The sequence below is a fragment of the Micromonospora sp. NPDC048842 genome (genome assembly GCF_040649935.1).
Classification (GTDB): domain Bacteria; phylum Actinomycetota; class Actinomycetes; order Mycobacteriales; family Micromonosporaceae; genus Micromonospora; species Micromonospora hortensis.
The window spans coordinates 196,642-219,873 of the sequence record NZ_JBEZGK010000007.1; the positions used below are offsets into that span (position 1 = coordinate 196,642).

Below are 23,232 nucleotides of genomic sequence, written 5' to 3' on the forward strand. Positions count from 1 at the left end.
CCGGCGCAGCCGCTGCGCCATCCACCGGGTGAGGGAAGAAGGGCAGCGTCCTCTTGGTCGAAGCGCTAGTGGGTGGCCGCAGTGACAGGTGACCCTGCACGCGTCCCAAACCTCTCGCACCACCACCAGGATCCGGTCGAGGTGGCGGACTCGTTCCTCAAATCTGCTGCCGCAGGCGATGGTTCGGCTATCGCCGAGCTGCTTGGCCTATGCCCTGTGCTCAAGGCGCAGGCTGACGTTGGAAACACTCGTGCACGTACGATGTTGGGCGTCATTTTCATGTTGTATGTCGACGCTCCGGAGGAGACTGTCGACTTCCTCGGTCAGTCCGCCGCCGAGGGCGACGTGGTTGCTCAGCGGACTCTGGCGTACCTGCTGGAGCGAGGGCAGGGAGTCGCCGTTGACAAGAAAAGGGCGATGCGGCTCTATCGTGCGGCAGCCGAGGGTGGAGACGCGATAGCTGCCTTCAACCTTGGCCTGCACTACGCCAGCGGCGAAGTCCTCGCGGCCGACATCCCTAACGCCGTGCGGTGGTTGAGGGTCGCAGCGAAGGCGGAAGTCAGTGAGTCGTACCCGTTGCTGGGAAACCATCTGGCTGCTCTTGACCTTGATGAAGAAGCGCTTGAGTGGTACCTGGTTGGCGCCGACGCGGGTCAATCCAACTGCATGTTCGTCGTGGGTAGTTGGTACCGGGACGGCATTGGGACGAGCGTAGATCTGGTACAGAGTCTGCGTTGGTTCATTGCGATGCTCAACGAGGGCAGCGGCGACGGAGTGCACGAGGCGCATCAGTTCGTCTCACGGATGACCCCCGGAGAGGTTCGAGAGGCTGCTCGCCTGGCAGGCCGACCATTCGACGCGGAGGTGTTCCTTGGGCAAGGAAACTGAGCCCACCTGCCGTCCTGTAGCTGAAGCAGCGTCTAGCGAGAACTTCGACGGTCAGCGGCTACGCACGGTTCTTGCCACGCTCGAACCGTGGCAGCGTGTTGCGTTCGCGGTCAGTTGCGTCGAGGTTCTGGTGCCCTCATATGTCAGGTTCAGCGAGCCGGACCAGGTCGGTGACGCACACCTCGTGCGGGCCAGCGTCGATGCCGTCTGGTCGGCCTTGGCAGGTCACCAGCCGGCCGTTCACTATCCCGAGTTGCCCTCGCCGGACGCGGTGAAGGAGCTGCTGCCCGCGGAGGATGACTGGAATGACTGGGCACCTCAGGCGGAGGATGCCGTCGCGTCGCTCGTCTACCTGCTCGAGCTGGTAGACAGCGATGACGTCACCGACGCCGTCTACACAGCCGAGCGGGCATACGCGGCGGTCGACGAGTTCTCGGCTCGGGAGCAGGACCTTGAGGTGCTCGACGCCGATGACCGTGAGGCTCTGCTTGGGTCGCCGTCAGTCCAGGATGAGCTGCGGCGGCAGACGGAGGCTCTCACAATTCTCGGAGACTCGGCCGCCGACCGGTCGGCCGTCGCTGAGCTTCGCGCCGCTGCTCGACGAAATCCGGTCGGTGGTGTGCTGTAGACATCCCTGCCGCTCATCAAACCCTGATGGCCGCGTGCGGAGGGCCGGGAATGATTGGCCGTGGAACAGGTGGAGCGGCGTTGGCGACGCCTGGTGCACGAGCGTGGGTTGACGAGCGACGATGGCACCCTGCTAATCAGTCTCACAGGGCAAAGGGATGACAGGGGTTGGGTGGCGGTGCGGATGCCAGACGAGCCGTTGGCGCTCGACGCGCTCGGTCCGAATCCTGGCGAGCCGGAGTTTGTGGCGATGTCGCTGGCCGGCGATGTCGTATGCGGGGTAACGGCAGAGGAGTACGAGTTGTGGGTGGTATGCGCACGCCTTGATTGAGCGGGGGCCGTTCAGGTAACAGTGCGACGCGGACGGGAGTAGGAATGCCAGCGCTGAGCGAACACGTGAATGTCTACACGACGGCAATCGCAGTCCTCGAACAAAAGGGGTTCTCGGTTTGGTACGACAGAGAGACCGATTCCGTTTGTGCTCAGCGGGATGGCTGGGACTTCTGGGCAGACAATCCGGTCTCCCTGCTCGGCCTGGCGGCGATATTCGAATACAAGAATCCAAGCGAGTACACAAGCCGTTGGTGGGAGACTGAGGGCAGCATTCGCTACCCGAACGTTCCCGAGACTGCACCCGAGTACACCCCGGCCTACGGTGGACTGCGACACGAAAGCGAGCGCCAATAGAGCCTGCGCGGGGCACCGAAAGTGCTATACCGCCCATGATTCCGTGAGTTCGCCGACGCGGGGTGCAGGACTTCGGTCGGGATTTGGACGATCGGCTCGCGGACCGCCGCGTGCGGCGGTGACCCCTCCGACCGCAAGCTCGGAGGATCGGTCAGCCGGAACCGGCCGGAGCTGAGCGACAATCGACGGCATGCGTTTCCGCATCCTGGGGCCGACCCAGGTGGTACTGGCCGACGGGCGAGAGGTCCCCGTGGGCGGTCCGCGGCTGCGCGCCCTGCTGGCGCTCCTCCTGCTCGACGCGGGCCGGGTGGTCTCCGCGGAGCGCCTGATCGACGGCCTGTACGGGGAGCATCCGCCCCGAGGTGCGGCCAACGCGCTCCAGTCCCAGGTGTCGCGGCTGCGCCAGGCCCTGCCCGCCGGGCACGACCCGGTCGAGTTTCACCCGGCCGGTTATCGCCTGGTTGTGGACCCTGACGACGTCGACGCGTACCGGTTTGAACGGCTCGCCGGGGCGGGGCGCCGCGCGCTCGTCGACGGCGACTGGCCCCGGGCGGCGACGGTGTTGCGCGAGGCGCTGGAGTTGTGGCGTGGTCCCGCCCTGGCCGATGCCATCGGCGCAGCCGGCGCGCCCGCGCAGGCGGCCCGGCTGGACGAACTGCGGTTGGCCGCCATCGAGGATCGGGTCGAGGCGGACCTGGCGTTGGGCGCACAGAGCGCGCTGATCGCGGAGTTGCGGGAGTTGGTCGTCGCGCATCCCCTGCGGGAGCGCTCGCGGGGCCAGCTCATGCGTGCCCTGGCGGCACTGGGTCGGCCGGCGGAGGCGCTGGCCGAGTTCGAGGAGGCCCGGCACACGCTGGCCGAGCAACTCGGCGTCGACCCGTCGGCGGAGTTGGCCGCGGTCCACCTGGCGGTGCTGCGCGGTGAGGAACGCCTGTCGGCCGAACCGGTGCTGCCGAGTCAACTCACCACCTTCGTCGGACGCGAGGAGGAACTCAAACGCGTCGGCGACCTGCTCGTCGAGCGCCGGCTCGTCACCCTCACCGGCCCCGGGGGCGCGGGCAAGACACGCCTGGCGATCGAGGCCGCGGGCCGGGTCGACGGGGAGGTCCGTTTCGTCGAGCTGGCCGGCCTGGCCGACGGTTCGGACGTTCCGCAGGCGGTGCTGAGCGCGCTCGGCCTGCGCGACGCGGGCCTGCGTGCCCCGGCCGAGCCGGGCTGGCAGACCACCGACCGGTTGGTCGAGGCGCTCGCCGAGCGGCGACTGCTGCTGGTGCTCGACAACTGCGAGCACGTCCTCGTCGAGGCGGCCCGGCTGGCGGCCCGGCTGCTGAGCGCGTGCCCGGCGTTGCGCGTCCTGGCCACCAGTCGGGAGCCGCTCGGGCTGGCCGGTGAGGCGCTGTGCCCGCTGTCCGGGCTCACAGTGCCACCGCTCGGAGCGTCCGCGCTGGACGCCGACGACTACGCGGCGGTCGGCCTCTTCGCCCAACGGGCCGCCGACGTCGCGCCCGACTTCACCGTCACGCCGGCCAACGTCGAGATGGTGCTACGGATCTGCCGCAGCCTGGACGGCCTCCCGCTGGCGATCGAGTTGGCCGCCGCGCGGCTGCGGGCGTTGTCCGTCGCCGAGGTGGCAGCCCGTCTCGACGACCGGTTCCGGCTGTTGTCGACGGGCAACCGGGCCGTGTCGCCGCGACACCGCACCCTCCGGGCGGTGGTCGAGTGGAGTTGGGATCTGCTCGACGACGCCGAACGGGAAGTGGCCCGACGGCTGACCGTCTTCGCCGGTGGGGCCACGCTGGAGGCGGCCGAGCGGGTCTGCGGCCTGCCCACCGCCGAGTTCGTCGACGCGCTCACCGGTCTGGTCGACAAGTCCTTCGTGGAGATGGCCGGCGGCAGGTACCGGATGCTCGAAACGGTGCGGGCCTTCTGCGCCGAGCGTCTCGCCGAGGCCGGCGAAGCGGACCACCTGCGTCGCGCGCACACCGCGTACTTCCTGGAATTCGCCTGGACCGCCAGCGACCACCTCCGCTGCGCGGAGCAGCTGCACTGGCTGCGACGGCTCGACGCGGAGCGGGACAACCTCCATGCGGCGTTACGGCGGGCCACCGCCGCCGGTGACACATCCGACGCGGCCGGGCTGGTCGCGGCCCTGTCGTTCTACTGGTGGCTGCGCGGCATGCGCGGAGAAGGGGCGCGGCTCGCCACCGACGTCCTCGATTTGCTCGGCGCCGAAGCGCCACCGGGGCTGAGCGAGGAGTTCGCCCTCTGCGTCTACAACGCCTCGCTCGCCGGCTCCGGCCCTTTGCCGTCCCTCGGGACGCAGCGGGCCGTGATCCGCAGCCTCGGCCGGGCGCCCCGACAACCGTTCCTGCTGTACCTGTCAGGGATCTCGACCGGGCCGCCGTCCGGCGGCGCCGAGGATGTCGACGAGCTGATGGGGGAGCTGCGACGGCTGGTCGGCCCGGACCCGTGGATCAACGCGCTCGGCGCGATGGGCAGCGGCTCGGCGCTGATGTGGAGCGACCAATGGGACCGGGCCGAGGCCGCGCTGGCCACCGCGCTCGACGGCTTCCGCGGCACCGGGGACCGGTGGGGCACCATGATCACCCTCGGAGCCCTGGGTGAACTGGCCGCCTGGCAGGGCGATCCGGAGACGGCGGGCGCGCACATGGACGAGGCCATGGGACTGGTCGAGGCGCTCGGGTCGGCCGTCGACCAGGCCGACATGCTGCGTACCCGGGGAGAGATAAGGCTGCGCGCCGGTGACCTCGCGGCGGCGCACGACGACTTCGCCGCTGCGCTGCTGCTCGCGCAGCGCAGCGGCGCGCCCGAGTTCGTGGCCAGCGCCCGGCTCGGTCTCGCCCAGGTGGCCCGGGTGCGGGGGGACCTGGCCGCCGCGAGGCTGTTCTGCGAGGAGGCGTTGGCCGGCGGGCTCACCGGCTGGTACGTCGGCGAGGCCGCCCGTGCGGAGATCATTCTCGTCCTGAAGGAGATCACCGAGGCGGAGAAGGCCGGTGCGCCGCCGTCAGCGGGCGGTGCGTGACCGGTCAGCGCCCGGCCACACCGTGGGGGCATGACGACATTCGAGGTGGTCGCCGAGGGTCTGGGCAAGCGGTACGGCCCGACCCGCGCGCTCGACACGTTCGACCTGACCGTGCCGCCCGGCACGGTCCACGGACTGCTGGGACCGAACGGCGCGGGCAAGACGACGGCCGTCCGGATCCTCACCACGCTGCTGCGCTTCGACACGGGAAGGGCCACAGTGGCCGGCTACGACGTGCGTCGGCGGCCGGACGAGGTGCGCGCCCGGATCGGGCTGACCGGGCAGTACGCCGCGGTCGACGAGATCCTCAGCGGCCGGCAGAACCTGGAGCTGTTCGGCCGGTTGTTCCGGCTCGGCCGACGGGAGGCCCGCCGGCGCGCCGATGAGCTGCTGGAACGGTTCGGGCTCGACGAGGCGGCGAGTCGGTCCGCCGGTGAGTACTCGGGTGGGATGCGTCGCCGGTTGGACCTCGCCGCCAGCCTGATCCGTACGCCGCGGGTGCTGTTCCTGGACGAGCCGACGACCGGCCTGGACCCGCGCAGCCGCAACCAGGTGTGGGACCTGGTCCGCGGTCTCGTGGCGGACGGGACGACTGTGCTGCTCACCACGCAGTACCTGGAGGAGGCCGATCAGCTCGCCGACCGGATCTCGGTGATCGACGCCGGCCGGGTGGTGGCGGAGGGCTCACCGGACGAGCTGAAGGCGATGACCGGCGGAGACCGGATCGAGGTGGTGGTCCGCGACGCGGCCGAGCTGAGCCAGGCGGCCCGCCTCGTCGCGCCGATCTGCGGTGCGGAGCCCGAACTCGACAGGGAGGTCCGACGGCTCAGCGTGCCGGTGCTCGATCGCGTCGCCGGCCTGGTCGACGTGGTTCGCGCGCTGGACGACGCCGGGATCGCTGTCGAGGACATCGGTCTGCGACGCGCGACGTTGGACGAGGCGTTTCTGCACCTGACCGGGCACCGGCCGGACGACACCCGCGAGCCCGTCGGGGCCGGACGAACTGGGGAGATGGCATGACCACTGCGATCGCCGACGGCTGGACGATGACCAGGCGGAACATGACCCACGTGGTCCGCGCGCCGGAGGAGTTGATCCTCTACTTCTCGCTGCCGATCATGTTCGTGCTGGTCTTCGGGTACGTGTTCGGCAGCGGCATGCAGGTGGCGGGTGGCGGTGACTACCGCGAGTTCCTGCTACCCGGGGTCTTCGTGATGACGATGCTCTACGGGCTGGGGGCCACCGCGACCGGCGTGGCGCTGGACCTCAGCCGGGGTGTGGTCGACAGGTTCCGGTCGATGCCGATGGCACGGTCCGCCCTGATGACCGGTCGCAGCGCCGCCGACCTGCTGCGCGCCCTGCTGGAGATGTCCACCCTCCTGGTGTGCGGCCTGCTCGTCGGGTGGCAGTGGCGACAGGGTGTCGGCAAGGCGATGCTCGCCGTCGGTCTCCTCCTGCTGCTGCGAATCGCGATCACCTGGGTCGGGATCTACCTGGCGTTGCTGGTCCGCAACCCGGACACGGTCGGCGTGATCGTCTTTCCGGCGGCGTTCCCGTTGAGCGCGATCTCCAACGTCTTCGTGTCGCCCGAGCTGATGCCTCCGGTCATCGGAACGATCTCGGAGTGGAACCCGCTGTCGGCCACCGTCGCGGCGATCCGCGAACTGTTCGGCAACCCGGGCCTGGGTGGTGACTCCTGGCCGGCGGAGCACGCGATGCTGTTGGCGGTGCTGTGGCCGGTGCTGCTGATCGCGACGTTCGCTCCACTGGCCGTACGTCGCTACCGGCGGCTGAGCCGTTGACATCCTGCGGGCTGATGCTGAATACGTGAGCAGTGTGTATATTCCGTGCTGTGGTCAGGGGTGCGATGAGCGAAGGTGAAGTTCTCCGGCGTCTGCGCGAATTGGAGATTGCAGACGTGGGAGAGGCTCTGGACGATTCTGACCGGACGGAGAGGCTCCTGGCGGGGCTGCCGAGCGTCTATGCAGCAGCTCTTCGCATCGCGAACGGATTCACAGCGCACAGCGGCATGAACCGCGTCTTCGGGGTTCGTGAGGACCGGCATATGGATCTCCGGGCCTGGAACCAGGTGGAGGGGTGGCGATTCGCCTGGGGTGAAAAGGCGGATCCCTCCTTCCTTATGTTTGGCGAGACGGCGTTCGGAGACCAGTACGCGCTGCGGTGGACCGGCAGCTCCTACGAGGATGTCGTCTACCTCCTCGACGTGAATCTTCTGAGCGTGCGTCCCATCTTCGATTCCTTCGCGCACTTCCTGGATCAGGAGATCGCGCAGAATGCGATAAGCCCTTCTCATTCGACGGCACTCGCTTGTGTCGAAAAATTCGGCCGCGTGCCCTTCAATGAGAACGTTGTCGTTACGCCTTCTCTTCTGTTGGGTGGGTACGAGGACGTTTCGAATATGGTGAAGATCGACAGCTATGCCGCGATGATTTATGGGGGCGACATCTACACAGCGGTGGTGTCGGCGCCCGACGAGGTGGCTGTTGTGGGAGTGGAGCCCTGGGTTGATGACATCGGTCGGCCAAGGCTGCGCGTCGTGTTCGCGGACTGAGGCCGCTTCCCCTGCGAGAAGGGGCAACTCAAGGTCGTGAGGTGCGGGCGGCGTGCCAGACAGCGCCGAGCGCCAGCACACCGAAGCCGGCGAGAACGCTGCCGAGTGGCAGGTTGACCGCCAGCAGCAGACAACCGAAGAGCCCCAAACAGGCGAGCGCCCGGACCGGCAAGCGTCGGTCCGGGTCGCGACCCAGTGTGAGTGCCGCCGCGTTGGTGATCGCGTAATAGACGAGCACCGTGCAGTTGGAGAAGCCGATCGCGTCGCGTACGTCGCCGAGCAGCACCACCACGATGACCACGGCGGCGACCGCCAGTTCGGCGCGGTGTGGCACCTGGTGCACGGGGTGCACGGTGGCCAGCGCACCGGGCAGGTCACGGCGGCGGGCCATCGCGAGGGTGGTCCGGCCGACCCCGGCTACCAGGGACAGCAGCACCCCGACGACGGCGACGGTGGCACCGGCGCGGACCACCCACGCCAGGCCGGGCAGCCCGGCGGCGGTCACCACGTCGACCAGGGGCGCTGCGGAATCGGCCAGCCGGTCGGCGCCGAGCACGCCGACTGTGACCACGGCCAGCACCAGGTAGATCACGAGCACCGCACCGAGCGCCAGCGGCACCGCGCGGGGGATGGGCGCCGACGGCGACCAGCCGGGCCTGCCCCGGCCACAGGTACGCCCCGACGGTCAACGCCATCGCCGCGCAGCTCGCCGTCTTGCCGACCACGAACCCCCAGCCGGCCAGGAACCCGGCGAACGGCCCGAGGCGCTCCCGGCCGTAGACGTAGGTGCCGCCGGACTCCGGGTAACGGGCCGCCAGCCGCGCCGAGCTGGTCGCGTCGCAGAAGGCGACGAAACCGGCCAGCGCCAGCGCGGGCAGCAGGCCGGCGCCGCCGGCCGCCGCAGCGGCCGGCCCGAAGACCACGAAAACGCCCGCACCCAGCATCGAGCCCAGCCCGATGACAACCGCATCGGGTACGCCCAGCCGCCGCGCCAGTTGATCCACGAACCAGAACCTAGGGGTACGAGGTGAACTGCCGATCCCACTCGCGTAACCGGCCGGGGAGCGGCACGCCGTCCCAGGGTGCCCGGTGCAGCAGCCGGTCCAGGAGCAGGCCCAGCAGAAGCCCGGCCACCGAGTCGGTCAGCCAGTGCCAGCCGAGGTAGGTGGTGGTGGTGAGGACGACCAGCGGCGGCACGACGCGGATCACTGTGACGAGCCGGGTCGGCAGGTGGCGGCCGAAGCTGCGGGCCAGCGGGACGAGCAGTAGCGCGATGACCCCGTACCAGACGATCGCGTTGGCGACGTGCCCCGACGGGTAGGACTGCGCGAACCGCACCGGCAGGTCGTCGTGGAACAGCGGCAGGGTCTGCTCGGGCGTCAGGAACGGCTCCTTGACGCTGGCGCTCGGTGCCGCCCGCGCGGTCCATATCTTGAGTGGGCCGATCGTCAGGTTGGTCAGCGCGAACGCGACCACCGGAGGCAGGATCGGCCGCACCGACCGCAGCCGGACGGCCAGCAGCACGCCCAGCCCGGCGGCGATCAACGTCAGCGGAGTGCCCTGCCCGAGGAAGTTCAGCACCCGGGCGACCCAGTACGCGGCGGCCGGCCGGTGTCCGTCCGCCCAGTCGGCGACCGCCCGGTCCAATCCGAAGAGCTGGTCGGCGGCGAGCGCCACCGTCAACCCGGCCAGACCGACAAGCAGGAGCGCGTCGAACCACCAGCCGGCCGGGCGGACGGGCCGTAGCCGCAGGTCACGTCGTACCGCTGTGGGTTTGAGCACGCGACCACGCTACCGGCCCGGCGCCAGGCCGGGGTGTGCGGCGCTGTGGGCCCAACCACGATCAGGGGCGGATGCGGGGGGCGACCAGTCATGCTTGTGCCCGTGCGGATCACGTCTGCCCTCGTGGACCCGGCGCTGCTCGACCTGCCCTGGTCGACACCGCTGGAGGAGTGGCCTGCCCAACACCTGGTGGCGCTGCCACAGGGCATCTCCCGGCACATCGTCCGGTTTGTCCGGTTGGGCGACTACGTGTACGCGTTCAAGGAGACCCGCGAGCGGATCGCCGAGCGGGAGTACGACCTGCTCCGGGCCCTGGAGCGGATCGATTTCCCCTCGGTCGAGGCGGTGGCCGTCGTCGCCGACCGGCAGACCGAGGACGGGGAGCCGCTCGAATCGGTGCTGATCACCCGGCATCTACAGTTCTCGCTGCCGTACCGGGCGCTCTTCTCGCACACCCTTCGACCGGAGACGATGAGCCGGCTGCTCGACGCGCTCGCCGCCCTGATCGTGCGGATGCACCTGACCGGCTTCTTCTGGGGCGACTGCTCCCTGTCGAACACGCTGTTCCGCCGGGACGCTGGCGCGTTCGCCGCCTACCTGGTGGACGCGGAGACGGGTGCCCTGCACAACGCGCTCTCCAACGGTCAGCGTGGCGAGGACCTGGAGATCGCCCGGGTGAACATCTTCGGTGAGGCGCTGGACCTACAGGCCGCGGGGCTCCTGCACGATTCCATCGACCCGGAGGTGGTCTGCGAGGAGGTCGTGCAGCGCTACGAGCGGCTCTGGCACGAGATCACCTACGAGCAGGCGATCGAGCGGGAGGCCCGGCACGACATCGAGGGCCGGATCCGCCGCCTCAACGAGCTGGGCTTCGACGTCGCCGAGGTGGCCATGTCGTCAAGCGACGACGGGCGGTTCCTGGTTCGGCCGAAGGTCGTCGACGCCGGCTACCACACCCGGCGGCTGCTGCGGCTGACCGGGCTGGACGCCGAGGAGAACCAGGCCCGCAAGCTGCTCAACGACCTGGACGCCTACCGGGCGGAGAGCGACCTGATGGACGAGCAGCAGGCCGCCCACCGCTGGCTCACCGAGGTCTTCGAGCCGGTGGTCCGGGCCGTCCCCGCGCACCTGCGCCGCAAGCTGGAGCCGCAGGAGCTGTTCGCCCAGATCATCGAGCACAAGTGGCTGCTCTCCGAGCAGGCCGGCCGGGACGTCGGCATGCGCCACGCGGTCCAGTCGTACCTGTCCGACGTGCTGGTGCACCGCCCCGACGAGCAGGCCATCCTCGGCGTCGAGGTCCCCGCCGTCGGTTGAGCTGGGCCCCCGCCTGCTCCGCGTGGCGTTGGGAGTATGTGCTGGGGGCCTTTGGAGCTGATGTCGCAAACGATTCAGCTCCAAAGGCTCTGCGGAGTACACATCGGACCCGGCCGAGACGACCCGGCAGGTGCGAGCGGTGACGGGGAAGCCGTCGTCACTCCACCCAGGAGCCCGCGCGCAGCACCCGCACCACGTTGAGGTCGTCGTCGAGCACCACCAGGTCGGCGCGGAGGCCCACCTGGAGGGACCCGACCCGGTCACCCAGGCCGATGGCCCGCGCTGGGGTGGTGGCCACCATCCGCGCGGCATCGGCGATCGGGATTCCGGCGTTCACGGCGTGCCGCAGTGCGGCGTCCATTGTCAGCGTGCTGCCGGCGATAGCGCCGTCGCGGGCGAGTCGGGCCACCCCGTTGGCGACTGTGACGGCCTGGCCGCCCAACTCGTACTCGCCGTCGGGCATGCCGGCGGCGGCCATCGCATCGGTGATCAGCGCGGCGCGGTCCGGGCCTGCGGTCGCGGTGGCGAAGGTCAGCATGCCGTCGTGCAGGTGAATCCCGTCGGCCACCAGCTCGCAGATCACTGTGGGCGCGTCGAGCAGGGCCACCACCGGCCCCGGCTCGCGGTGGTGCACCGGCCGCATGCCGTTGAACAGGTGGGTGCCGACACTGGCGCCGGCGGCGACCGCGGCGCGGGTCTGCTCGTACGTGGCGTCGGTGTGGCCCACCGCCGCCACCACCCGCTGCGCGGTGAGCAGCTTGATCGCCTCCAGCGCCCCGTCGCGCTCCGGAGCGAGGGTGACCATCCGGATCGCGCCCCGACCCAGCTCGATCAGCTCGGTCAGCTCGTCGGTCGACGGGTCACGCAGATACTCCGGGTTCTGCGCGCCGCAGCGGGCGGCCGAGAGGTACGGCCCTTCGAAGTGGACTCCCGCCAACACGCCCTCCTCGACCAACGGGGCGAACGCCTCGGTGGCCGTACGCATCAGCGGAAAGGGCGCACTGACCAGGCTGGCCAGCAGCGTGGTGGTGCCGTGGGCGAGGTGGAAGTCGGCAGCCTTGCGGGCCTCGTCGGCGTCGCCTGTGGTGAAGGTGTGCCCGCCACCGCCGTGCGTGTGCATGTCGACGAAGCCGGGCACGATCCAGTGCCCGTCGCGCACCGACGGATACTCGGCCACCGCTGTGATCCGGTCACCGTCCCACTCGACGCAGCCCTGTCGGACGACTCCGGTCGGGGTCACCACTCGGCCGTTCACCCGTACGGTCATCGCTTCTCCTGATGGTCACGGACACCCACGGCGTCCAGGGCGAGCAGGGCGGCACCGAGGCAACCGGCCTCGTCGCCGAGGGCTGCCGCGACGAGCTGCGGCTCCCGGTGGAAGGTCATCCGTTCGTGCAGCGCCGCCCGCAGCGGGGTCAGCAGCCGGTCCCCGGCCTGGGCCAGGCCGCCGCCGAGCACTATCGTCGCGACGTCGAACAGCGCCTGCCCGCTGGCGAGGCCGTCGGCGAGCGCCTCGACCGCTTCCTGCCAGACCTGGCCGGCGAGCTGTTCGCCGGCCGCGGCCCGCTCGGCCACCTCGGCAGCCGTCACCGGGGCGTCCGCCGTGTAGCCGGCGAGTTCGGCGTAGCGGCGGCCGATCGCGGCGGCCGACGCGACCGCCTCCAGGCAGCCGGGGCGGCCGCAGCCGCAGCGCGGACCGTCGGGCCGGACCAGGATGTGGCCGATCTCCCCGGCGGCGCCGTGGGCCCCCACGGCGGCCGTGCCGTCCACGACGTGCGCAGCGGCGATGCCGGTGCCGATCGCCACGAACAGCACGTGCCCGGTGCCGCGTCCGGCGCCGAGCCGGGCCTCGGCGAGACCACCGACACGCACGTCGTGGCCGAGCGCCGCCGGCAGGCCGAGCCGCCGCACCGTCAGGTCCCGCAGGGGTACGTCCCGGAAGCCCACGTTCGCCGACCACACCGCGACGCCGCGCGCCTCGTCCACCACCCCGGGCACGGCGATGCCGACAGCGATCGGGGTGAGCCCGTCGGCGCGGGCCTTGTCGGCCAGCCCGCCGGCCACCTCCAGGATGGTGCCGACCACGGCAGCCGGGCCGCGCGCGGCGTCGGTGGGGTGCCGTTCGGTGCGCACCACGACCCCGTCCGGTTGGACCAGGGCGCACTTCATGCCGGTGCCGCCGACGTCCAGCGCGACGACCACGCGGTCGCTCACGGCGCCAGCTCGGTTCGCGACTGCGGGGCTCGCAACCCCGGCTCACTCCTCGCGCTCACGCCAACACCACGGACCGGGTGAGGTGGCGGGGCGCGTCCGGGTCGAGACCCCGGCTGGTTGCCAGCGCGACAGCGAAGCGTTGCGCCAGGATCAGGTCGGCCATCGGATCGACCGGGGTACGGCCGGCGGACCAGCTGCCCAGCACCGTGCGCCAACCGTGCGTGCGGCTGTGCACGAAGGCCGCGCCGGTGGCCGCCACATCCTCGGGCAGCCCGTCGGGCAGCTCACCGAACGCCCAGACCAGCCGGCCCGGCGCGGCAACCGAGATGGGCCCGTGCCGGTAGTCCATCGCCGGGTACGCCTCGGCCCAGAAGGTAGCCGCCTCGCGGCACTTCAGCGCCGCCTCCTGGGCCAGCCCGATCGTCCACCCCCGACCGAGGAAGGTGACCTGCTCGATGGTGGCCGGGTCGATCGGCAGCGGGGATCGCACCGCCACCTCGGCGTCGGCGGCGAGCGCTGTCACCGGGTCGCCGAGATGGGCCCGGAGCAGGGCCAGCGCGGTGGTCGCGAAGCGGGTCTGCACCACCGACCGCTCGTCGGCGAAGGGCAGGGCCACCGTGGCGGTGGCCAGCTCGACCGCCGGAGACGTGGGGTCACCGACGATGACCGTGGTGGGTGTCCGCCCGCGCAGCGCGGCGAGCAGCTCCAGCACCTCGGTGGTCGTGCCGGAACGGGTGATCGCGATCAGCCGGTCGTAGCGGCGGCCGGCGGGGAACTCCGACGCCTGGAACGCGTCGGTCTCACCTTGGCCGGCCTGCTCGCGGCGTGCCGCGTACGCCATCGCCATGAACCACGACGTGCCGCAACCGACGACGGCGACCCGCTCCCCGGGGCGCGGCAGGTCACCGCGTACGACCTCGGCCAGCCCGGCCGCCTCCCGCCAGCAGTCGGGTTGGCTCGCGATCTCCGCGTCCACGTACGCCATGGGAAACTCCTCGCAGGGCCGACCGGTGCGCAATACGGCTCGTTAGACCCGCATTTCGCGCGTTATTCTGCGCGAACGCGGGTGACCATGGCAACCGGCCGCCCGATCGCGCAGGTCAGTCTTTTGCGCCAGCCTAGTTTCGCGCACTAGTGTGCACGCAATCAATCACCGTCCGTGCAGTTGCTGGGAGGGCCCCCGCAGTGGACCGGTACGCCAGATGGAACGCCCTGCTCGAAATGCTGACCGACAACGGCCGGGTCAGCGTCGAGGCGGCAGCCGAGCGGCTGGATGTCTCCCAGGCCACCATCCGGCGTGACTTCGACCAGCTCGCGCAGCAGCAAATGATTACGAGGACCCGGGGTGGCGCGGTCGCCAACGGCGTGTCGTACGACCTGCCTCTGCGCTACAAGACGGCCAAGCACTCGGCCGAGAAGCAGCGGATCGGGGCGGCCGCCGCCGCGCTCGTCACGCCGGGCACAGTGGTCGGCCTGAACGGCGGCACCACCAGCACCGAGGTGGCGAGGGCGCTCGCCGTGCGACCGGATCTGAACACCAGCGCCGAGGGCGCCCAGCTCACAGTGGTGACAAACGCGCTGAACATCGCCAACGAGCTGCTGGTCCGATCCCGGATGAAGGTAGTGGTGGCCGGCGGCGTGGTGCGCCCGAAGTCGTTCGAGCTGGTCGGCCCGCTGGGCGGGGCGCTGCTGCGCGAGGTCACCCTGGACGTCGCGCTGCTCGGCGTGGACGCGATCGACCCGCAGCTCGGTGCCGCCGCCCACCACGAGGGGGAGGCGGCGATGAACAACCTGATGGTTGCCCGCGCCAAGCGCGTGGTGATCATCGCGGACTCGTCCAAGCTCGGCGGCCACGCCTTCGCCCGGATCTGCCCGGTCGAGCGGGTGGAGACGCTGGTGACCGACTCCGGTGCCGCGGCGGAGGTGGTGGACGCGTTCCGCGCTGCCGGAGTACAGGTCATCTGCGCCTGAGAGGTCACGCTCCGTCGATGAACTAGCCCGATCGGCGCGTCGATGCATACCGCGTATTGCGCGCTTCTGCATACCGCGTATGGTGTCGGCTGTCACGCCCACCCATCGGGGGAGGTGCAGCTTGCCAGCTGTCCTGGAGATCGAAGGTCTACGTAAGACGTACAAGAGTCGTCGACGCGGCACCCGCAACGCGCTCGACGGCTTCGACATGCGGGTCGACGCGGGGCAGGTGCACGGCTTCCTGGGTCCCAACGGGTCCGGCAAGACCACCACGCTGCGTACGCTGCTCGGCCTGATCCGGCCCGACGGTGGCCGGATGGCGCTGCTCGGGCACGAGGTCCCCGACGCGCTGCCCACTGTCGCCGGCCAGGTCGGCGCGATCGTGGAGAGCCCGCAGTTCTTCCCGCACTTCACGGCCCGGGACACGCTGTCCCTGCTCGCGGGGGCGGGCGAGGTGCCGGCCGTCCGGGTCGACGAGGTGCTGGAACTCGTCGGGCTACGCGACCGGTCCGGCGAGCGGGTCAAGACGTACTCGTTGGGCATGAAGCAGCGGCTCGCCGTGGCCTCGGCCCTGCTGAAGAACCCGAAGCTGCTCATCCTCGACGAGCCGGCCAACGGCCTCGACCCGGGCGGCATCCGGGAGATGCGCACGCTGATGCGGACCCTCGCCGAGTCCGGAATGACAGTGGTGCTGTCCAGCCACATCCTCGGTGAGATCCAGCTGATCTGCGACTCGGTCACCATCATCTCGCTGGGCCGGCGGGTCGCGTTCGGCCCGGTCGACGAGGTACTCGCGCAGCACTCGTCCGGTGCGGTCCGGATCCGGCTGGAGGCGGTCAGCGACCTGCCGCTGGCCACCGAGGCGCTCACCCAGGCCGGGATCCGGGTCACCGGTCACCCGGACCACCTGATGCTGGCCGGCGTCGACAAGCCGGCGTCGGTGACCCGGCTGCTCGCCGAGAAGAACCTCTACGTCAGTGAGTTGGCGCCGATCGCCGTCGACCTGGAGAGCGTCTTCCTCGAACTGACCGCCACCGCGCCGGTACCCGGTCAGCACCGGCAGGTCGACGAGTCCATGAAGGTCGGCGGGACGGGTCAGCCCGGTCCCGCCGGGGGAGGGTGGGGCGCGTGAGCCTCTTTCGTACCGAGCTGCGCCGGCTCAGCAAGCGGCGTTTCACCCGCTACATGACACTGCTCGGCCTGCTGGTGCTGGCCGCTGTGGTGGTCGGGGTGTTCTTCACCAACCAGAAGATCGACGCCGGCCAGCTCGCCCAGGCCGAGCGTCAGGCCGACCAGCAGTACCAGGAGCAGGTGCGCTGGAGCGAGCAGGAGCGCGCCGCGTGTGCGCAGGCCAAGACGTCCGGCACGGCGACCGACGGCCGCTACCCGGACGACTGCTCGGTGATCACTCCGCCGCCTCGGGAGGAGATCAAGGCTGAGTGGTTCCTGCCCTCGACGTTCGACTTCAAGGAGACGTTCGACGAGACCCTGATCCCGTTCGCGGCGATCCTCGCCCTGGTCGGGTTCGTCATCGGCGCGTCCTTCGTCGGTGCCGAGTGGAGCACCGGCGGCATGATGAACCTGCTGCTCTGGCGGCCGAAGCGGCTCACCGTACTGCTCACCAAGCTGGCCGCGCTGATCACCGGCATCTTGGCGGTGACGCTTCCTGCCGCCGTGCTGTGGTTTGCCGGGTTCTGGGCGGTCGCCAACTTCCGGGGCAGCACCGAGAAGATGACCTCGGGGGTCTGGCAGTCGTTCATGCTGACCGGCGTACGCGGTGTCGTGCTGGTGTTGGTGCTCACCACCATCGGCTTCGCCCTAGCCTCGCTCGGTCGGCACACCGCGATGGCCCTCGGTGGCGTGGTGGCGGTGATGGTGGTCGGCCAGTTCGGCCTCGGCATCCTGCTGTCCATGGCGAGCGTGCGGTTCGCCGAGGCATGGCTGCTGCCCACGTACGCGCTGGCCTGGATGACGAAGACGGTCACCTTGCAGGACTGGAACTCCTGCAACGCGACCTACTACGGGGAGTGCAAGCCGGCCACGATGGACATCACCTGGCAGCAGTCCTCCATCCTGCTCTCGGTCGGGGTAGTGGTGATCCTCGGAGCAGCGCTCTGGGCGATGCGTCGCCGCGACATCTCCTGACCTGACCGCAGTGACGCGGCGCGGTCGGCCCGGCCGTCGGGGTTCCCGGCGGTACGGACCGGCCGCGCCGCTTGCTGCGTCCCTGGTCGCCGCTGACTAGGCTGAACGACATGTCCGCCGACACCACCCCGGCCGCCCCCGAGCCGTCCATCGACGCTCGTCCGGGTGAGGCAGTGGGTGCCGCCGGGCCGACCGTCCCGAATCCCCGACCGGCGCCGCTCATCGAGACCGCCGACGAGTTGGCACCACCCGCCGACGAGTCGGAGCAGCACACGGATCCGGCTGATCCGGCTGATCCGGCGGCGGGGCTGACCGAGCGGGAGCGGGCCATCCTCGCCTTCGAGCAGCAGTGGTGGCGGCACGCCGGCGCCAAGGAGCAGGCCGTCCGGGACACCTTCGGGATCTCGTCGACCCGGTACTACCAACTGCTCAACGGTCTGCTGGACAATCCGGCAGCCCTCGCCGCCGACCCCGTGCTGATCAGCCGACTCCGCCGGTTGCGCTCGTCGCGCGCCCGTAACCGCCGTCGCTGACCTCTTCCGGCCGGTGCAGGAATGTCGCCAGGCCCAAGGGGTACGCGGGGAGCGCTCCGGGGCGCCGGCAGGTGGCCGGAGGCGACGGAGGGAGCGACAAATGACCGCCACCAACCGCAGGTGGGAGCACCGGTGATGCGGGTACGATCCGCGTCCGCCCCGGCCCCGGGTCGGCCGGTCAACGAGGACCTGGTCTTCCGGTTCGGCCCGCTGGTCGGAGTCCTCGACGGCGCGACGGTGCCGGACGGCTTCGACACCGGCTGCGTGCACGGGCCCGACTGGTACGTCCGGCACCTGGCGGCCCGGATCGGCGTCGCCGAGGCGGTACGCCCGGCCGCCCGGCTGACCAGCAACCTGGCCGCGGCCATCCTCGCGGTACGCGCCGACCACGGCGGGCAGTGCGACCTCGACCATCCGGGCACCCCGTCCAGCACTGTCTGCCTCCTGCGGGACTGCGGCGACCAGGTGGACTACCTGGTGCTCTGCGACAGCCCGCTCGTCCTCGATGCCGGTGGCCAGGTCAGCGTGGTCACCGACAACCGGCTGGACGCGGCGATGGCGGAGCTGCGGGAGACAGTGGCCGTCGTGCCGGGCGGCGCAGCGGACCCGGTCACCCGGTTCCGGCACGCCGTGAGCGTCCAGCGGGAGCGGATGAACCGCACCCACGGCTACTGGGTGGCGGCCTCCGACCCGGACGCGGCCTTCCACGCGGTCACCGGGACCGCGCCCCGGCGCGGTCCGGGGGCGCTACGTAGGGCGGCACTTCTCAGTGACGGCGCGTCCAGTGCGGTGGAGCAGTTCGCGCTGACCGACTGGGCCGGTCTGCTCGACCTGCTGAGCGCCGACGGTCCGGGCGCGTTGATCGACCGGGTGCGGGACGCCGAGCGCGACCACCCCGACCGACTGCGCCGACACAAGCCCACCGACGACGCCTCGGTGGTGTTCTGCGAGTTCGGGTAGGCGTTTTGATCCCCTGACACCCGGTCGGGTGACAACAGAGCGTGATGTGGAACACCCTAGCCGCCCGACCGGCCGGTACCGCTGTCCGGACCGCCAGTGGATGGCCAATGGGGTGGACTTCGGCCGATGAGGGCGGCAGACTGCGGCACGTGGCGGGTGCGGTCCGGCTGGAGCCGGTGGACGAACGGAACCTGGAGCCGTTGCTCTCCGTAGCGGCTGCGGAGGCGGAGCCGGGCGATGTGATGCCCCCGGTCGAGGCGCCCGCCGGCTGGTCGCTCGCCCGTCGCGAGGCGTTCCGCGAATTCCATCGGGCAAGCTTCGGCGGGCTGGACGGCCCGACCGGTTCGCAGATGTACGCCATCCTCGTCGGCGGCGAGGTGATGGGCATGGTCCGGATGACGCGCTGTGACGAGCCGCGCACTGTGGAGACCGGGATGTGGCTCGGTCGGTCGGCGCGCGGGCAGGGAATCGGCGCGGCCGCCCTACGGGAGCTGCTGAACGCCGCCGCTCGGGCGGGCATGCGGGCCGTGGTGGCCGAGACGACCCCGGACAACATCGGCGCGGTCGCCGTCTTGCAGAAGTGCGGCGCGAAACTGCGCGAGGACGACGGCAAGGTACGCGCCGAGATCTGCCTCGATTCGACGCCGCCCGCCTTCTGAGCTGCCCGTCGGGGCCGGCGGCGACCACAGGGGTCGCCGCCGACCGCCCGGGTCAGGCCGGCAGCCGAACGATGTCGTAGTCGGTGCTCGGCGTGGGCTCCACGTCGAACCGGCCGTTCACCACGTACAACGCCGAGCCGAGCAGGTCGCCGGTGGCCGGCGAGCGCAGCTGTGGGCCGGTGATCTCCCGCTGCACCACTCCGGCGGTGTAGCCGGCGTTCATCCGAACCACAGCGACGACGTTGGTCAGGTTCCGGATCACGTAGAGGGTGCGTCCGCGCAGCACCAGCCCGTCGGCCCGGTCCACCGAGTAGCCGCCCAGGTCGAACAGGCGACTGCCGCCGGTACGCGGGTCGACACGCACGAGCTGACCGGTCAGCATCTGCGCGACCAGCAGATCACCGTCCGGCAGCGCCACGATCCCGTTGTTGAACGCGTCCGGCGTCGCGCCCGGGCCGGTGAGTGGCAGCACCCGGAACGCGTCGGGCGCGGGCAGTCGACCACCCGGGCCCAGCGGCACCACGTACAGCTCCGGCCGGGTGGAGTCGGTGAAGTAGATCGCCCGCTTGGTGATCACCAGGTCGTTGACCAGGCTGTTCGGGTCGGTGGTGAACCGGTAGTGGGCCAGCCGGGCGCCAGTGCCCGGGTCGTACACGCTGGCCCCGCCGCCGGTGAAATCGGCGGTCCAGAGCCGGCCCTGCCTGTCGAGTTTGATGCCCGCCTTGGCGGTTCCCGGTGTGCCGGGGATCAGCACCGAGCCGCGTCCGGTGCGTAAGTCACCCCGCCACACGGCACCGTCCAGGACGGAGCCCACGTACACGGTGGTGCCCCGACCGATCGTCAGTCCTTCCGGGGTGAACCCGTTCGGCAGCGCGATCCGGGCCGGGAACGGCTTCGCCGGATGGGCCGCCGCCGGTGCGCCGACCGAGACCAGGGTCGCCGCCGCCACGAGGGGAACGAGGAGGAAAGAGAGCCGCTTGCGCAAGGAACACCACCTGACGTCGCAGTGGATGACTCCACTGAGGAATGTGACGTACTAGGAACGTCCCGGGTACGACGAAAGGTTGTGCTGGTCTGATCACTCCCGGTTGGCGGCGTACGCGGCCAGGCCGGCGACCTGCGCCGGGTCCAGCGACGGTCGTACCCGGGCCCGCGCTGTCGACACGTGCTCGGCGGTGACGGTGGCGGCGGCGAGCGACTCCCGCATCGCGGCGAGCGCCGCCTCGCGGATCAGCGCCGCGCAGTCCGCGGCGGAGAAGCCGGTCAGCTCGTCGCCGAGGGCCGGCAGGTCGACGTCCGGTGCCAGCGGCACCTGCCGGGACGCGGCCCGCAGGATCTCCGCGCGGGCGGGCCCGTCCGGCGGTGGCACGTACACCAGCCGCTCCAACCGGCCCGGCCGCAGCAACGCCGGGTCGACCAGGTCCGGCCGGTTCGTCGCACCGACCACCACCACGTTGCGCAGCGTCTCCACCCCGTCCAACTCGGTGAGCAGGGCGGCGACCACCCGGTCCGTGGTGCCCCCGTCGGTGGCCTGGCCGCGTACCGGTGCCAGCGCGTCCACCTCGTCCAGGAAGATCAGCGTGGGGGCCGCCTCCCGGGCCCGACGGAACAGCTCGCGAACCGCGCGTTCGCTCTCACCGACCCACTTGGAGAGCAGTTCCGCCCCCTTCACCGACAGCACGTTGGCCCGCCCCGACCCGGCCAGCGCGGTGACCAGGTAGGTCTTGCCGCAGCCCGGCGGCCCATAGAGCAGCACGCCGCGCGGCGGCTGCACGCCGAGCCGGGCAAAGGTGTCCGGGTAGGTCAGCGGCCACAGCACCGACTCGGTCAGCGTCTGTTTGACCTCGTCCAGGCCACCCACGTCGTCGAGGGTCACCGAGGCCAGATCCAGCGTGGACGCCGCCATCGTGGTGGGCCGGACCACCTCCCGGGCGGCGGTGAAGTCGGCCATCGACACCGTCGGCGTCTCGGCGGACTTCTGCCGCAGCGCCGCGCGTACCCCGGCCTCCCGGACCAGTGCGGCCAGATCCGCGGCGACGAACCCGGGGGTACGCCCGGCCACCTCGTCGAGCCGGACGTCGTCGGCCAGCGGCACCTGCCGGGTCAGCACTGTGAGCTGTTCGCGGCGCAGCGCCTGATCCGGGAGCGGGACGCTGATCCGCAGTGACAGCAGGTCGGGCGCGCGAAGCGCGGAGTCGACCGCCTCCGGTCGGCCGGTCGTGCAGACCACTGCGACGCCGGCCCGAATGCTCTCCGCGAGCACCTGACGGAACACGGTCGCCACCGGCCCGGGGTCGTCAGCGGGTGCGAGCGCCTCGACGTCGGTGACCAGCAGTACCGCCGGGCCTTCGGCCCGTGCCGCCGATGCCGCGACGCGCAACCGCTCGGCGGCGGCCTGACTGGTCAACGCGGCCACCTCCGGCGCCCAGAGCGGGTGAACGCGCGCACCGACCCGGGCGGCCACGGCCCGGACCAGCGCCGACTTCCCGGAGCCCGCCGGGCCGACGAGCAACACCCCCAACGAGATGGTGGTGCCGAGTCGACCCAGCACCTCCCGGTGGTGGAAGCCGAGGTCCAGCAGCTCGGTCAGCTCCTCAGCCTGGGCCCGCAGCCCGGGTAGCTCGTCCACGTCTGGCGCGTCCTCCGCCGCAACGGCGTCGGTGCTCGCACCCGGCCGGGTCGACACGGCGCCGACCGGGGCGGGCCCGCCGTGGGTCGCCGCACCGTGCTCCCAGGCGACCGATGTGTCCATGGTGACCAGCGCGCCGGTCGCCGGCTCGACAGTGACAACCTTGAGCAGCGTGCTGGTCCAGGCGAAACCGACGGTGTTGGCGAGGCTGCGTCGGGCCGCCTCGACCAGGCTGCGGACCGAGGCGTCGGGCAGCACGTCCTGCGGCAGCAGCGACACGTCGTCCCCGGCGGTGAGCACCTTGCCCAGCAGGGCCAGCCGGAGCATCTCCGGGCTGACCGCCGCGACGACCCCCACCGGCCCGCTCAGGACGACCCGGCTCGCCGAGACCAACGGCACCGGGCTCACCCGCACCTGACCGCCGTCGCGCAGACCCAGGTTGCCCAATGTCAGGTCGTCGGCGTACAGCAGGGCGCTGCTCGCGCCCGGGCCGGCCGCCGCCGCGATCCCAGCCGTCTCCCGGCGGCCGACAAGGCGGACCGGGTCGCCGGGGCGTAGCCCCAGCGCTGTCAGCGCCTCCGGGTGCAGGCGCACGATGCCCCGTCGGGCGTCCAGCGCCGCCGGCCGCAGGCTCGCCGTCAAGGTCAGGTCGGGTTGCGCCACTGCCCGACCGTAGCCGCCGGCAGCCAGCCCCGCCGGTCAGCGCCGCGGATCCAGCTCGTCCAACAGCGTCGGGTCGCTCCGGATCAGCTCGGCCAACCGGGCCGCCGGGTCCGGCGTCAACCCGTCCGGGCCGGGGGCCCAGGCGGGCACCGTCCGGCCGGAGAGCGGCCAGGCCGGCGGGGGTTCCACAGGCGTCGGCGGGGGAACCGGTCCGACGGTGACGGCAGGCCCGTCCCAGGAGACCCGCATCGGGTACGTCCGCCCGGCGTGCTCCACCTGCACCGTCACCGCCAGCCCGGGGTAGGCCCCGACGACCTGGCGGACCGCCTCGGCCACCTCCTCGACCGGGCCCCATCCGGCCACCTCGTTCGGCGTCTCCACCCCCGCGTGCCGGCCCGGCCGGGCGTTGCGGGTGTCGCCGCCGAGGCCGGGCGGGCTCGACGGTGCTGTGGTGTCGTCACGGTCGGCGGCCCGACGGCGCGACGCCTCCACACGTCGGGCCAGCCGGGCCAGCGTCTCGTCCAGGTCGCCCCTCACCAGATCAC

22 protein-coding genes and 1 pseudogene are annotated in these 23,232 nt (G+C 71.2%); 15 read left to right on the plus strand and 8 right to left on the minus strand.

Going from position 1 to position 23,232, the window contains the following annotated elements:
• The first annotated feature begins 141 nt into the window (after window positions 1-141).
• The 8 genes from AB0C19_RS12730 (at window position 142) to AB0C19_RS12765 (ending at window position 7,817) form a co-directional block, all read left to right on the plus strand.
• Window positions 142-888 (plus strand): tetratricopeptide repeat protein, encoded by a 747-nt coding sequence (locus AB0C19_RS12730; protein ID WP_357183611.1) that lies wholly within the window; start codon window positions 142-144, stop codon window positions 886-888.
• Window positions 872-1,516: a DUF416 family protein gene (locus tag AB0C19_RS12735; protein WP_357183613.1), complete on the plus strand. Its 645-nt coding sequence runs from the start codon at window positions 872-874 to the stop codon at window positions 1,514-1,516. Before AB0C19_RS12730 ends, AB0C19_RS12735 begins: the two co-directional genes overlap by 17 nt.
• A 60-nt stretch (window positions 1,517-1,576) precedes the next feature.
• The gene (locus AB0C19_RS12740) at window positions 1,577-1,846 is read left to right on the plus strand and encodes a hypothetical protein (RefSeq protein ID WP_357183616.1); all 270 of its coding nucleotides are present in this window, start codon (window positions 1,577-1,579) and stop codon (window positions 1,844-1,846) included.
• A 44-nt stretch (window positions 1,847-1,890) separates the two neighbouring features.
• Window positions 1,891-2,202 (plus strand): hypothetical protein, encoded by a 312-nt coding sequence (locus tag AB0C19_RS12745; RefSeq protein WP_357183619.1) that lies wholly within the window; start codon window positions 1,891-1,893, stop codon window positions 2,200-2,202.
• Between the two features lie 190 nt (window positions 2,203-2,392).
• Window positions 2,393-5,245, plus strand: coding sequence for a BTAD domain-containing putative transcriptional regulator (locus AB0C19_RS12750; RefSeq protein WP_357183622.1), 2,853 nt, complete (start codon window positions 2,393-2,395; stop codon window positions 5,243-5,245).
• Between the two features lie 30 nt (window positions 5,246-5,275).
• Window positions 5,276-6,265, plus strand: coding sequence for an ATP-binding cassette domain-containing protein (locus AB0C19_RS12755; protein ID WP_357183626.1), 990 nt, complete (start codon window positions 5,276-5,278; stop codon window positions 6,263-6,265).
• Window positions 6,262-7,047, plus strand: coding sequence for an ABC transporter permease (locus tag AB0C19_RS12760; RefSeq protein ID WP_357183629.1), 786 nt, complete (start codon window positions 6,262-6,264; stop codon window positions 7,045-7,047). The genes AB0C19_RS12755 and AB0C19_RS12760 overlap by 4 nt, the downstream gene beginning before the upstream one ends.
• 65 nt (window positions 7,048-7,112) lie before the next feature.
• Complete coding sequence (locus tag AB0C19_RS12765) at window positions 7,113-7,817, plus strand: SMI1/KNR4 family protein (protein ID WP_357183632.1); 705 nt, start codon at window positions 7,113-7,115, stop codon at window positions 7,815-7,817.
• A 28-nt stretch (window positions 7,818-7,845) separates the two neighbouring features.
• Here the strand turns inward: AB0C19_RS12765 and AB0C19_RS12770 are convergent.
• Both AB0C19_RS12770 and AB0C19_RS12775 read right to left on the minus strand, forming a co-directional pair.
• Window positions 7,846-8,821 (minus strand): annotated as a pseudogene (locus AB0C19_RS12770) (APC family permease).
• Window positions 8,822-8,831: 10 nt separating this feature from the next.
• Window positions 8,832-9,569 carry a phosphatase PAP2 family protein gene (locus AB0C19_RS12775; protein ID WP_357183923.1) on the minus strand — a complete coding sequence of 246 codons (738 nt, stop codon included), beginning with the start codon at window positions 9,567-9,569 and terminating at the stop codon, window positions 8,832-8,834.
• A 120-nt stretch (window positions 9,570-9,689) separates the two neighbouring features.
• Between AB0C19_RS12775 and AB0C19_RS12780 the strand changes: the two genes are divergently transcribed.
• Window positions 9,690-10,913, plus strand: a complete 1,224-nt coding sequence (locus tag AB0C19_RS12780) for a DUF4032 domain-containing protein (RefSeq protein WP_357183635.1) — start codon at window positions 9,690-9,692, stop codon at window positions 10,911-10,913.
• A 157-nt stretch (window positions 10,914-11,070) separates the two neighbouring features.
• Here AB0C19_RS12780 and nagA read toward each other — a convergent pair whose 3' ends face one another.
• Genes nagA through AB0C19_RS12795 form a run of 3 tightly spaced genes read right to left on the minus strand, consistent with a single transcriptional unit; the run spans window position 11,071 to window position 14,112 of the window.
• The gene (gene nagA, locus AB0C19_RS12785) at window positions 11,071-12,180 is read right to left on the minus strand and encodes an N-acetylglucosamine-6-phosphate deacetylase (protein WP_357183638.1); all 1,110 of its coding nucleotides are present in this window, start codon (window positions 12,178-12,180) and stop codon (window positions 11,071-11,073) included.
• On the minus strand, window positions 12,177-13,127 hold the full coding sequence (locus AB0C19_RS12790; RefSeq protein ID WP_357183641.1) for an ROK family protein: 951 nt from the start codon (window positions 13,125-13,127) through the stop codon (window positions 12,177-12,179). Before AB0C19_RS12790 ends, nagA begins: the two co-directional genes overlap by 4 nt.
• Before the next feature lie 55 nt (window positions 13,128-13,182).
• The gene (locus tag AB0C19_RS12795) at window positions 13,183-14,112 is read right to left on the minus strand and encodes an SIS domain-containing protein (protein WP_357183645.1); all 930 of its coding nucleotides are present in this window, start codon (window positions 14,110-14,112) and stop codon (window positions 13,183-13,185) included.
• Between the two features lie 200 nt (window positions 14,113-14,312).
• Between AB0C19_RS12795 and AB0C19_RS12800 the strand changes: the two genes are divergently transcribed.
• The 6 genes from AB0C19_RS12800 to AB0C19_RS12825 all read left to right on the plus strand — a co-directional run bounded on the left by AB0C19_RS12800 (window position 14,313) and on the right by AB0C19_RS12825 (window position 19,395).
• Window positions 14,313-15,098: a DeoR/GlpR family DNA-binding transcription regulator gene (locus tag AB0C19_RS12800; protein WP_357183648.1), complete on the plus strand. Its 786-nt coding sequence runs from the start codon at window positions 14,313-14,315 to the stop codon at window positions 15,096-15,098.
• Between the two features lie 121 nt (window positions 15,099-15,219).
• The gene (locus tag AB0C19_RS12805) at window positions 15,220-16,230 is read left to right on the plus strand and encodes an ATP-binding cassette domain-containing protein (protein WP_357183651.1); all 1,011 of its coding nucleotides are present in this window, start codon (window positions 15,220-15,222) and stop codon (window positions 16,228-16,230) included.
• On the plus strand, window positions 16,227-17,243 hold the full coding sequence (locus AB0C19_RS12810; RefSeq protein WP_357183654.1) for an ABC transporter permease subunit: 1,017 nt from the start codon (window positions 16,227-16,229) through the stop codon (window positions 17,241-17,243). The genes AB0C19_RS12805 and AB0C19_RS12810 overlap by 4 nt, the downstream gene beginning before the upstream one ends.
• Before the next feature lie 110 nt (window positions 17,244-17,353).
• On the plus strand, window positions 17,354-17,776 hold the full coding sequence (locus AB0C19_RS12815; protein WP_357183657.1) for a DUF3263 domain-containing protein: 423 nt from the start codon (window positions 17,354-17,356) through the stop codon (window positions 17,774-17,776).
• A gap of 135 nt (window positions 17,777-17,911) precedes the next feature.
• Window positions 17,912-18,736 (plus strand): hypothetical protein, encoded by an 825-nt coding sequence (locus tag AB0C19_RS12820; RefSeq protein ID WP_357183660.1) that lies wholly within the window; start codon window positions 17,912-17,914, stop codon window positions 18,734-18,736.
• A 149-nt stretch (window positions 18,737-18,885) separates the two neighbouring features.
• Window positions 18,886-19,395 (plus strand): GNAT family N-acetyltransferase, encoded by a 510-nt coding sequence (locus AB0C19_RS12825; protein WP_238667033.1) that lies wholly within the window; start codon window positions 18,886-18,888, stop codon window positions 19,393-19,395.
• Window positions 19,396-19,447: 52 nt separating this feature from the next.
• Here AB0C19_RS12825 and AB0C19_RS12830 read toward each other — a convergent pair whose 3' ends face one another.
• From AB0C19_RS12830 to AB0C19_RS12840, 3 genes are all read right to left on the minus strand, one after another.
• Window positions 19,448-20,380, minus strand: a complete 933-nt coding sequence (locus AB0C19_RS12830) for a superoxide dismutase (protein ID WP_357183663.1) — start codon at window positions 20,378-20,380, stop codon at window positions 19,448-19,450.
• 93 nt (window positions 20,381-20,473) lie between these two features.
• Window positions 20,474-22,687 (minus strand): AAA family ATPase, encoded by a 2,214-nt coding sequence (locus AB0C19_RS12835; protein ID WP_357183665.1) that lies wholly within the window; start codon window positions 22,685-22,687, stop codon window positions 20,474-20,476.
• A gap of 36 nt (window positions 22,688-22,723) precedes the next feature.
• A complete protein-coding gene (locus AB0C19_RS12840) occupies window positions 22,724-23,224 on the minus strand; it encodes a hypothetical protein (protein WP_357183668.1) in 501 nt (166 codons plus the stop codon).
• Window positions 23,225-23,232 lie beyond the last annotated feature (8 nt).